Here is a 10,185-nt window from a genome sequence, read left to right as displayed (position 1 = left end):
AACGGCGAGTACACCGAACAGCCCCTCACCGACACACAAGGACGGTCCATCACCGAGGAACTGATCGACCCCGAGGCGTTCTCCCAGAAGTCCTACGACTCGCGAGCCATCCGAGACGGTCACCTCGAATGGCTCGCCGCCGACGGCCGGATCATGAGCACCGACATCACCTCCGGGGCCACCGAACCACGAATCGACACCGGATTCACCTCCGGCAGCGACAAATCCAGCCAGGCGATCTTCACCGACCGGTCGATTCACCTCATCCAGGAGACGTTCGACGGCGAGACACCCATCAAGATCACCCAGCTCGACCGCGCCACCGCAGACCCGATCACCGAGATCACCGTGCCCGGACTGGCCGAACAACTCGGCCTCGAGTTCAACCTACGAGGCACGGCCGTTCCCCCCGGAGCCTGACTCCGCCGCCTTACGGCAGGTTCTCGCCCACCATCGGTGCTGCGACCTTCGGCAGGTCGCAGGCCTTGGCCTTGTCGGTGAGATTGAGGCTGAGCAGCGCGACGAACGACGACTCGCCGAGCGGCAGCATCAGATGACAGGCTTCCTCGCCGAACACGCCCACGTAGCGGCCCCAGGTGCGGCCGGCGAGTTCGAACTCCTCGTCGGGGGGCGTGTCGATCCCCCGGTACTCCGCGATCGACATCTCGTCACTGATCACCAGCGTCAGCGTGTTGTCGTTCAGATCCGGGTCGGCCGAGCGGAAGTCGCAGCCCTGCGGGACGCGCTGTTTGGGGTTCGCCTCGGTGAACTCTCCCGCCGCGAGGCCCAACTCCGCCAGTTGCTCCTCGGACAGCAGCACGCACGGGTCCTCGAACGGTCCCTTCGTCACCGGCTGCGCGCCAGGCGGGAAGACCGCCGCGCCCGGCTCCACCCGCGCGCAGGAGGCCAGCAGCAGCAGGCCAGCCAGCAGCGCAGTGCATGCGCGTCCTCGCACTTTGCCTCCTCGACGGTTGCCGCGCCCCGCCCCCACCCTCGCACTTTCCCGGGAAAGTGCGATGTTTGCGCGCGCGGGGTATCGCACTTTCCCGGGAAAGTGCGATACCTGGTCAGGACTTCGGGGTGAGGAACTCGCGGTTGCCGACGTAGGGCCGCAGGGCCTCGGGGACGCGGATCGAACCGTCCTCCTGCTGGTGGTTCTCCAGGATCGCGACGATCCACCTGGTGGTGGCCAGGGTGCCGTTGAGCGTGGCCGCCGTCTGCGGCCTGCCGTTCTCGTCGCGGTAGCGGATGTTGAGCCTGCGTGCCTGGAACGTCGTGCAGTTCGAGGTCGAGGTCAGCTCCCGATAGGCCTGCTGGGTCGGCACCCACGCCTCGCAGTCGAACTTGCGCGCCGCCGAGGTGCCGAGGTCGCCACCCGCGGTGTCGATCACCCGGTACGGCACCTCGATCTTGCCGAGCATCTGCTCCTCCCAGCCGAGCAGCCGCTCGTGCTCCGCCTCCGCGTCCTCAGGACGGCAGTAGGTGAACATCTCGACCTTGTCGAACTGGTGCACACGGATGATGCCGCGAGTGTCCTTGCCGTAGGAGCCAGCCTCCCTGCGGAAGCAGGACGACCAGCCCGCATAGCGCAACGGCTGCTGCGACAGGTCCAGGATCTCGTCGGAGTGGTACCCGGCCAGCGCCACCTCCGAGGTGCCCACCAGGTACAGGTCGTCGTCGCGCAGCCGGTAGATCTCCGAGGCGTGCGCGCCGAGGAAACCGGTACCGGCCATGATCTCCGGGCGCACCAGCACCGGCGGGATCATCAGCTGGAATCCGTTTTCCATGGCCTGTGCGGCGGCCAGGTTCAGCAGGCCCAACTGCAGCTGGGCGCCGATTCCGGTGAGGAAGTAGAACCGTGATCCGGAGACCTTCGCGCCGCGCTCCATGTCCAGCGCGCCGATGCCCTCGCCGAGTTCCAGGTGGTCGCGCGGACTGAAGTCGAACTCCCTCGGCGTGCCGACGTGCTTGAGGACCACGTAGTCGTCCTCACCGCCCGCCGGTGCGTCGGGGTGCACGACGTTGGGGACGGCCCGGTGCAGCTCCTCGAACCGCTCCGACGCCTCGCCCTGCTCCGCCTCGGCGGCCTTCACCTGCGCGGCGAGGTCCTTCCCCTTGGCCAGCAGCGCGTCGCGCTCCTCCCCCTTCGCCCGGCCGATCTGCTTGCCGAGCTGCTTCTGCTCGGCCCGCAGGGTGTCCGCGCCTGCGATCGCGGAGCGGCGGCGGGAGTCGAGGGACAGCAGCGTGTCCACCACGCCCTCGTCCTCACCACGGGTGCGCTGCGATGCGCGCACGACGTCCGGGTCCTCACGCAGAATCCTGGGGTCAATCACGGACCCGAGCGTACCCAGCGGCCGAGCGGCGCGATCAGGGCAGCCCACGGACGAAGGTGGCGACCACCTCGGCCAGCTCCTCGCCCTTGTCCTCCTGCAGGAAATGGCCCGCACCCGAGATCGTCGGATGCTCCAGCGCCGCGGCGCCCTTCATCGACCGCTGCAACACCGGGGCCATCCCCCCGGTGATCGGGTCGCTGTCGCCGAAGGCGGTCAGGAACGGGATATCCATTGTGGACAACTTCGCCCACGCGGCCCTGTTCGCCTCGGTGGCCGGGTCGTCCGGCCGGGTCGGCACCAGGGTGGGCATGGTGCGCGGCGCGGCCTTGTACATCTCGTTCGGGAACGGCGCGTCGTAGGCGGCCTGCACCTCCTCGGGCAGATCGGTCACGCAGCCGGCGTCGATGGCCCGCCCGACCTCGAAGATCTGCGCGTTCTCCACCGCCTCGCGGAAGTTCCACCACACCTTCGGCATGTCCTGGTCGCCGGTGGGCAACCCGGTGTTCGAGGCGACGACCCCGGTGAACCGCTCCGGGTTCTCCGCCACGAGGCGCAGCCCGATCAGTCCGCCCCAGTCCTGTCCGAAGAGGGTGACATCGCGCAGGTCGAGCGCGTCGAAGGCGAGGGAACGCATCCACTCCACGTGCTTGGCGTAGGTGTGGTCGACCATCTCGGCCGGCTTGTCCGACCGGCCGAACCCGACCAGGTCGGGGGCGATCGCGCGCAGGCCGGCCTCGGCGAGCACCGGCAGCATCTTGCGGTACAGGAAGGACCAGCTCGGCTCGCCGTGCAGGAGCAGCACTGGTCGCCCGTCCGCGGGGCCCGCCTCCACATAGGCGATCCGCAGCAGTCCCCCGTCCGGGTCGGGGATGTCCACGTACTGCGGGTCGTAGTCGAAGTCGGGCAGGTCGTCGAACCGGTCGTCCGGTGTCCTCAGTAGGCGCACACCCATCACGCTAGTGGCGGATTCCGCCCGAGCCGACCCGTTGTAGATCAACTTCACTCCGCACGACAAACCCCCGGTGACGTCTTTCCTGGTCACCGGGGGTTTAGTCGAAACCTCACGGAGAGGTCACATTTACCTTACGACGTACTTGACAAGTGGCTACGAGATCGCCACGGCGACCACGAGACCCAGCGCGAGGTGCGCGGATGCCACCACGACACTCACCGCGGCGAAGGTCTCGCTCTCCATGGTCGAGCGCAGGTCGATGCGGGTCGCCCACTCCAGCAGCCGCACCGCGAGCACCTGGACGATGATCCCGAGCAGGCCGTAGACCAGCGAGGTGATCAGGCCCTCGGTGAGATCGCTGGCCGAGTTGAAGATGGCCACCACGATGATGAACGCCATCGACAGCAGTCCCGAGGCGGTCACGATCACCGCGTTCGGCAGGCCCCTGCGGACCAGTTCGGACAGCTTGCCCGGCGTCGTCCAGTCGATGGCGTAGAAGCCGACCAGCATCATCAGCAGGCCGATGATGCCGTAGAGCAGGATCGCGCCGATCCCGTTTACGAGGTCGGTGCCGAAATTTTCGGACAACGCGAGGGTCGTCACAGGTACTCCCAGTGTTGGCTGTGGTTAAGCGGGTGAATTGTGCTGTTTGGTGGTGCTTCTATCACGACTCGGGAATGCGGTGGGGGACAAACGCGGCACCGTCGTCGGTGACGAGCCCCGCCGTCTCCCGGATACCGAGACCAGCGGAGTTGTCGCCGACGATCCACGCACCGAGCGCGGGCCGGTAGCCGTCGAACTCCGGCAGCGGGTCGAACGCCTGGTAGACGAAGCCTTCGGCGCCGTAGACACCGCCGGTCTGCGTCTCGTAGCCGGTGGCGACGATCTGCACGTTCGCGCCCTCCCTGCCGAGCTTCGGCTTGCGCACGTACTCGGTGAGCAGGCCTGGGTCATCCAGAAAGGTGGGCAGCAGGTTCGGGTGCCCCGGATAGTTCTCCCACAGGAGCGCCAGGATCGCCTTGTTGGACAGCAGCATCTTCCACAACGGCTCGACCCACAGCGTCTGCGGCAGCGACTCGACGGCGTAGCGGCCGAACTCCTCGTCGACCACCCACTCCCACGGATAGAGCTTCACCACCGTGTTCATCGGCGCCTCTTCGAGATCGACGAACCGCTTCAGCAGCGGATCCCAGCCGATCTCCTCGATGGCCAGACCGACGGTGTCCAGCCCGGCCTCCGCCGCGGTCTCCTGCAGATAGGAGGTGGTGATGTGGTCCTCACCGCTGGTGTCGGCGCTGGACCAGGAGAAGTGCAGCTCCTTCGAAGGAAGCAGGCCGCCGATCTCCTCCCAGCGCTCCACCATCCGCTCGTGGATGGAGTTCCACTGGTCGTCGTCGGGGAAGACCTCGGTCTTCCAGTGCCACTGCACAACGGCGGCCTCCAGCAGCGAGGTCGGGGTGTCGGCGTTGTACTCCAGCAGCTTGGCCGGGCTCCGGCCGTCGTAGCGCAGGTCGAACCGGCCGTAGACGTGCGGGTCACGCCGCTTCCACGACTCGGCGATGTGTGGCCAGATCCACTCGGGGATGCCGAAGTCCGCGTACCGCTCGGTGAGCACGACGTTGTCCACGGCTTCGAGGCACATCGAGTGCAGCAGTTCGACGTCGGCCTCGACCGAGAGGACCTCGTCCATCTCGAGCACGTAGTGCACCGACTCGTCCCAGTAGGGCCGGGCCTGCCCCGATTCGTACCGGGCGGGGGTGCCGAAGACCAGCCCCTGCTCCTCGACGGTGCTTTGCCAGTTCCGGCGCGGAGCGTGCGAGTCCCTGCGCAATTACGAGCCCCCGCTCTTGCCGAATCCACCGGACTTGCTGCTGATCCCGAACCCACCGCGCTGGACGGACTTGCCCGACTTGGTGGAGATGTTCGCGTTCGACGGCTTGCTGAAACTGCCGCCGGAGACCTGGCTGCCCACGGTGCCGCTGCCGCCGTAGTTGTAGCGGTACTGGCCACTACCACCGCCGAAGCCGCCGATCGGCAGGAAGATGAATCCGCCGCTGGTGTAACCGCCCTGCTGCTGGGCGTAGTCCTCGTCGCAGTACTGCTCGTCCACCACGGTGCCGTCGGCGTCGGTGCAGACCGCGGTCACCGTCTCCGGCTGGGCAACCGTGTAGAAGGTGGCGATCAGCCCGACGAGGCCGACGGTCACGCCGCCGCCGATGAGGACCTTGCGCCGGGTCGCGGCCTTCTGTTCGGCGACCTCCCGCGCCTCGTGCTCTGCGGCCTCGCGCTCCTTCTCTTCGATCATCGCCTTGCGGCGTGCGCGCTGCTCGGCGAGCGTCGGCTCGCGCGGGCTGGTCGACTCGGCGTCCTGGCGCCGCATCGACCCGCGCTTGCGTGGTTGCTCCCCGCCGGGGGTGTTGTCTTCTGTCATCAAGCACTCCGTAACCGCTGGGCACCACGAATTTGAGCTGCCGGCCCCCGTCACCACACTATCTACTCCAGTGAGGTGAAGAACGTGCAACGCCGAGTTCGGTCCCGTAACGGGTCGCTCGGTCCACCCGCTCGAGTCGCACTGGCATCATGGAATAGATGTCCGACGACGACGCGCGGTTCCGGTCGAACGGTGGAGCCCTGCGCACTCAACTGCTGATGGCCGCCGCGGCCGTCGGAGCCATCGTCGCGCTCGCCCTGAGCTGGGTGTTTTCCTGGCAGATCGAGCAGGAGGACCCGGTCCTCGTCGCCCGGGAGCAGGCCCGGCAGCAGGCGTTCCAGTCCCCTCCGGGCAGCTGCCTCACCTGGTCCAAGCCCGATGCCGCCGACGCGAGGACAATTCCCTGCGCCGAGCCGCACCTGTTCGAGGTGGTCGGTGTGGTGGACATCTCGGACAAATTTCCGCAGGGCGCTCCCTCGCCGGACCTCACCCTCTGGCGGCATATCGCCCAGGAACACTGCTCGGAGCCCGCGGAGAAGTACCTCGGCACGAAGCTGGACCCGTTCGGCAAGCTGACCGTCGGCCTGCTCCGGCCGCCCGAGACGAAGTGGGCCGAAGGTGATCGCCAGCTGCGGTGCGGCGTGCAGTGGGCGGGCCCCGGTGGGCAGCTGCAACCCCTGACCGGCCCGGCGAAGGAACTGGACCAGTCGATGGTCTGGGAGCCCGGCACCTGCCTCGCGCTGACCGGCAAGACGGTCGGCGACCCGGTGGACTGTGCTGGCCCGCACGCCTACGAGATCGTCGCGACGCTGGACCTGAAGGACCGGTTCAAGGACGGCTGGCCCAATCAGGACGACCAGCAGACCTGGCTCGACGTCGAGTGCAACAAGGCCGCCGACAAGTACACCGGTGGCGTGGACCTGGACGAGAAGGGCCTGATCCTCGGCTGGGACGTGCGCGAACAGGAGAGCTGGGACGTCGGTTCCACCAAGGTCAACTGCAAGGTCGGCGCCACGCTGGAGGACGACAGCGGTCTCGCTGTCGTGAAGGGCAGCGTGAAAAAGGCCGAGAAGACCACGTCGCCGTCGAAGCCCGCAGAGTCCTCCGGCGCGGAGAAGTCCGGCGAGCCGGGCACCGGCGGCTGAGGCGGGATGCCGGTGGAAATGCCCCTGCTCCGCTTCGAGGAACTGGTCGCGGACGCGCTTGACCTGGTGCCCACCCAGTTCGCCGAGGCGATGGACAACGTCGTGGTGCTGGTCGAGGACCGCAATCCCGAGGAGCCGGACATCCTCGGGCTGTACCACGGCATCGCCCTGACCGAGCGGATGGCGGACTACGGCGGCGTGCTGCCGGACCAGATCTTCATCTACCGCGAACCAATCCTGGCGATCTGCGACAGCGAGGAGGACGTGGTCGAGGAGGTCGTCATCACCGTCGTGCACGAGATCGCCCACCACTTCGGCATCGACGACGCCCGCCTGCACGAACTCGGCTGGGGCTGAGCGCCGAGTGGTGGCGATCGGCCGCGGATGCATCACAGCATGCTGGAGGCGGAGCAGAACGAGGTCAGGCTTGCACTTGCATCTGAAAGCCTGCACACTTGTATCTGTAAATCTTCACACGGCGGAGAGAGGTCAGCGGTGTCTGCGGTTCTGGGCGAGCGTGACGTGCTGATGGCGAACGAACGCGCGCTGACTCAGGCGCGTGACGTCGTGCAGGAGCTGCCACGCGACAGCGAACAGTTCACCGCATCCACCACAGGTGGAAAGGCGGTGGCACTTCCACCGGAGTTGTCCGCGATCGTCGGCCGGATTCTGCGTGTCGTGGCCGCTGGAGGCACGGTCACCGTGGGCGCGATGCCTGAGGAACTGACCACGACGACAGCGGCGAAGCAACTCGGCGTGTCGAGGCCGACCCTGATGAAGATGATCAAAGCAGGTGAGATCACCGCACACAAAGTGGGCACGCATACAAGGTTGCGCACGGCTGACGTACTGCAGTTTCAACGTCAGCGCCAGCAGCGTCGGCGCGCGGCATTCGATGAGTTGCGCGCACTGGAGGATGAGGACTGAACAATCAGCCGGTCCACGCCGAGGGCCTGGCGCTCGTTAGCCTGGGCCCATGTCCGCGCAGAGAGTTCTCGTAGACGCGAATGTTCTGTTCTCCAGGACTCTGCGCGATTGGCTGGCCCTCATCTACATCAACCCCGGTGGCGAGGTCTACAACGTCTACTGGACGGAGGACATCCTCGCGGAGGCGGTCTATCAGCTCAGACGCAACCACCCGAGCTGGGACGGTCGGCAGACCAGAGCGATACGTGACACGATCGCGAGAACTTTCGAGGGCGGCCGCGTGGAGGATTTCGTGGTCGACGGTTCGTTTCAAGGCACGGACCCGCATGACCAACATGTCCACGCGGCCGCCCTCGCTTGCGACGCTGACATCCTGTTGACCTGCGACGGTGGTTTTTCCGGCGGCCCCGTCAATCCGGATCTGCTGCCGTACGAGGTCTACACACCCGATGACTTCTTCGTTCTTGTTGATAAGAGCGTCCCGGAGATTGTGTGCGCGGTGACCCTGGAGCAGACGGAGTACTGGCGGCGTAAGAAACAAGGCAAGGCGCCGCTGGCCGAGCATCTGGAGGCTGCGGGCTGCCCTCAGTTCGCGAAACGTGTACGCACGTATCAGGGCCATCTATCAATTCGCGGTGACCGGTAGCGAAGCCGCGTGCTTCCGTCTAGGTAAGCGAGACATGACATGGAACGACGCGAGCGTGACGCAAATTGGCACTGGACAGAGAATTCGGCACTGAATCCCACAACCCGCTGGCAGGACACTCCGGAGACCGTTGATGAGCTCCATCTGCTTGTCAAATCGCTAGCGCCCGAACGCATTGAGCTACTGCGGATAATTGCCGATGGGAAGCCGCACACGATGTCCCCCGAGGAGGAGATCCGGGCGACGTTTCTCAATAGGGCGGCCGAAGCGTTCGGATTCGTGCCCATGATCGAGATCGACGGGCGGACTTGCTCCCTGGTTCCGGAAATCCGAGCACCGCTCCGCAAGGCGTTCGAAGCCTTGGCGACGCAGCACGCCCGGCGTCGCAAACTCGGCCGGGACTGAGGACGTGTAATTACACGCTCGCCATCCCTGGTGGACACTGCGTACAGGACCGTACGCGGGAGGTAATCGGTGACCGGGGAGTACGCGGGGGAAGTGGCCGAGGACGACTACGGCCCGACGATCACGCGCCGCAGGCTCGGCCGGATCATGCGGCAGTTGCGTGAGCGAACCGGGCTGTCTCTCGGTGAGGCGGCCCGCGCCATCGAGTACACCACCGCGTCGCTGAGCAGGCTGGAGAACGGCCAGCAGGGGCTCAACATCCACGTCGCCAAGAGCATGCTCGACGTCTACAACGAGGTCAACCGCTACGAGGAGATTCTCGACCTCTGCCGCCGCTCGCACAGAAAGGGCTGGTGGCAGGCCTACGGCATCCACGGCCGTGGCTACATCACGCTGGAGAGCGACGCGGAGTCGGCGCGCACGTTCGAGCCGCTGCTGGCACCCGGCCTGCTGCAGACGGCTGGCTACGCCCGCGCGATCTTCGAGGCGCAGGGCGAGGTCCGGCCGGAGCGGATCGAGAACGGCGTGCGGGTGCGGATGATCCGGCAGGAGCGGTTGCGGGACGCCCGGCGGCCGCTGAGCCTGGAGGCGGTGGTGCACGAGACCGCCCTGCGCTGCCGAGTGGGCGGCGTCGAGGTGATGTACGGCCAGCTCGCCCACCTGGCCGAACTCGCGGAGCTGCCCACCGTGTCCCTGCAGATCGTCCCGATCGAAGCGGGCGCGCACGTCAGCATGGCCGGCGGGTTCGTGATCCTGCGCTTTCCCCGGCGGGTGCTGCCGGACACGCTGTACGTCGAGCACGCCTTCGGCGGTTCCGACACGGAGAAGAAACACGAGGTCGATCGGGCTAAGCTGAAGTTCGACCGGCTCCGCGGAATGGCACTCGACGAGGCGTCGAGCATCGCGTTCCTGCAGCGGCTGGCCGAGGATCTGCAGTAGCGACCGAGGAGCCGGACATGGCCGATGCAGTGTTCCCCGCATGGCGCAAGAGCAGTTTCAGCGACGGCGGCAGTGAGGACCAGAGCAACTGCGTCGAGGTGGCGGTCACCTCCGCCGCCGTGGGCGTGCGCGACTCGAAGAGCCCGGCCACCCCGGCACTCACCTTCACCCCGGCCTCCTGGTCCCGGTTCCTCACCAACCTGCGCTGACCCGGGCGGAGAGCAACCCTCCCGTCCAGGGATGGTGCGTCTGCAAGTACGCCCAAGCAAGATCGACACCACCGTTAACTACCCCCAACGGCACTTTCCCGGGAAAGTGCCCCCACTGCAAAGCGGCCCTTTCCCGGGAAAGTGCGGTTGGAGGTAGGAAGTTGCATCACACTGGGTGGTCGGTTCGCATCCCCGACG

Annotated in this window: 14 protein-coding genes; 8 read left to right on the top strand and 6 right to left on the bottom strand. The window is 66.7% G+C overall.

The genetic code is table 11. The annotated features are described in order from the left end of the window. On the top strand, positions 1-420 hold a 420-nt coding region (locus BM199_RS33715; protein ID WP_177242453.1), incomplete at its 5' end, for a hypothetical protein. 10 nt (positions 421-430) lie between these two features. Here the strand turns inward: BM199_RS33715 and BM199_RS04155 are convergent. The 6 genes from BM199_RS04155 to BM199_RS04130 form a co-directional block, all read right to left on the bottom strand. Continuing rightward, positions 431-955 carry a DUF3558 domain-containing protein gene (locus BM199_RS04155; protein WP_091669463.1) on the bottom strand — a complete coding sequence of 175 codons (525 nt, stop codon included), beginning with the start codon at positions 953-955 and terminating at the stop codon, positions 431-433. Between the two features lie 112 nt (positions 956-1,067). After that, positions 1,068-2,333: a serine--tRNA ligase gene (serS, locus tag BM199_RS04150; protein ID WP_091669848.1), complete on the bottom strand. Its 1,266-nt coding sequence runs from the start codon at positions 2,331-2,333 to the stop codon at positions 1,068-1,070. A gap of 34 nt (positions 2,334-2,367) precedes the next feature. Continuing rightward, positions 2,368-3,279: a haloalkane dehalogenase gene (locus BM199_RS04145; RefSeq protein WP_425425487.1), complete on the bottom strand. Its 912-nt coding sequence runs from the start codon at positions 3,277-3,279 to the stop codon at positions 2,368-2,370. A gap of 159 nt (positions 3,280-3,438) precedes the next feature. Next, positions 3,439-3,888, bottom strand: coding sequence for a DUF350 domain-containing protein (locus BM199_RS04140; RefSeq protein WP_091669460.1), 450 nt, complete (start codon positions 3,886-3,888; stop codon positions 3,439-3,441). Positions 3,889-3,949: 61 nt separating this feature from the next. Next, complete coding sequence (locus BM199_RS04135; RefSeq protein WP_091669457.1) at positions 3,950-5,116, bottom strand: glutathionylspermidine synthase family protein; 1,167 nt, start codon at positions 5,114-5,116, stop codon at positions 3,950-3,952. Then, complete coding sequence (locus BM199_RS04130) at positions 5,117-5,716, bottom strand: hypothetical protein (protein ID WP_091669455.1); 600 nt, start codon at positions 5,714-5,716, stop codon at positions 5,117-5,119. 158 nt (positions 5,717-5,874) lie between these two features. Here BM199_RS04130 and BM199_RS04125 point away from each other — a divergent pair, with 158 nt between their 5' ends. The 7 genes from BM199_RS04125 (at position 5,875) to BM199_RS04095 (ending at position 9,987) form a co-directional block, all read left to right on the top strand. Next, complete coding sequence (locus BM199_RS04125) at positions 5,875-6,861, top strand: septum formation family protein (RefSeq protein ID WP_091669452.1); 987 nt, start codon at positions 5,875-5,877, stop codon at positions 6,859-6,861. A 6-nt stretch (positions 6,862-6,867) separates the two neighbouring features. Then, the gene (locus tag BM199_RS04120) at positions 6,868-7,218 is read left to right on the top strand and encodes a metallopeptidase family protein (RefSeq protein ID WP_091669449.1); all 351 of its coding nucleotides are present in this window, start codon (positions 6,868-6,870) and stop codon (positions 7,216-7,218) included. 39 nt (positions 7,219-7,257) lie between these two features. After that, positions 7,258-7,788, top strand: coding sequence for an excisionase family DNA-binding protein (locus tag BM199_RS04115; RefSeq protein WP_218160281.1), 531 nt, complete (start codon positions 7,258-7,260; stop codon positions 7,786-7,788). 49 nt (positions 7,789-7,837) lie between these two features. Next, a complete protein-coding gene (locus BM199_RS04110; protein ID WP_091669447.1) occupies positions 7,838-8,434 on the top strand; it encodes a PIN domain-containing protein in 597 nt (198 codons plus the stop codon). A 39-nt stretch (positions 8,435-8,473) separates the two neighbouring features. Next, positions 8,474-8,839 (top strand): hypothetical protein, encoded by a 366-nt coding sequence (locus tag BM199_RS33175; RefSeq protein ID WP_143101757.1) that lies wholly within the window; start codon positions 8,474-8,476, stop codon positions 8,837-8,839. Positions 8,840-8,908: 69 nt separating this feature from the next. Then, a complete protein-coding gene (locus tag BM199_RS04100) occupies positions 8,909-9,778 on the top strand; it encodes a helix-turn-helix domain-containing protein (RefSeq protein WP_091669442.1) in 870 nt (289 codons plus the stop codon). Positions 9,779-9,795: 17 nt separating this feature from the next. Next, entirely contained in the window at positions 9,796-9,987 is a 192-nt protein-coding gene (locus BM199_RS04095) for a DUF397 domain-containing protein (protein WP_091669440.1), read from the top strand. The last annotated feature ends 198 nt before the right edge of the window (positions 9,988-10,185 follow it).

This window comes from Amycolatopsis marina, from assembly GCF_900111885.1.
Taxonomy (GTDB): Bacteria; Actinomycetota; Actinomycetes; order Mycobacteriales; family Pseudonocardiaceae; genus Amycolatopsis; species Amycolatopsis marina.
The sequence above is the reverse complement of the archived record's forward strand: the minus strand, read 5'-3'. Positions and strand labels throughout refer to the sequence as shown.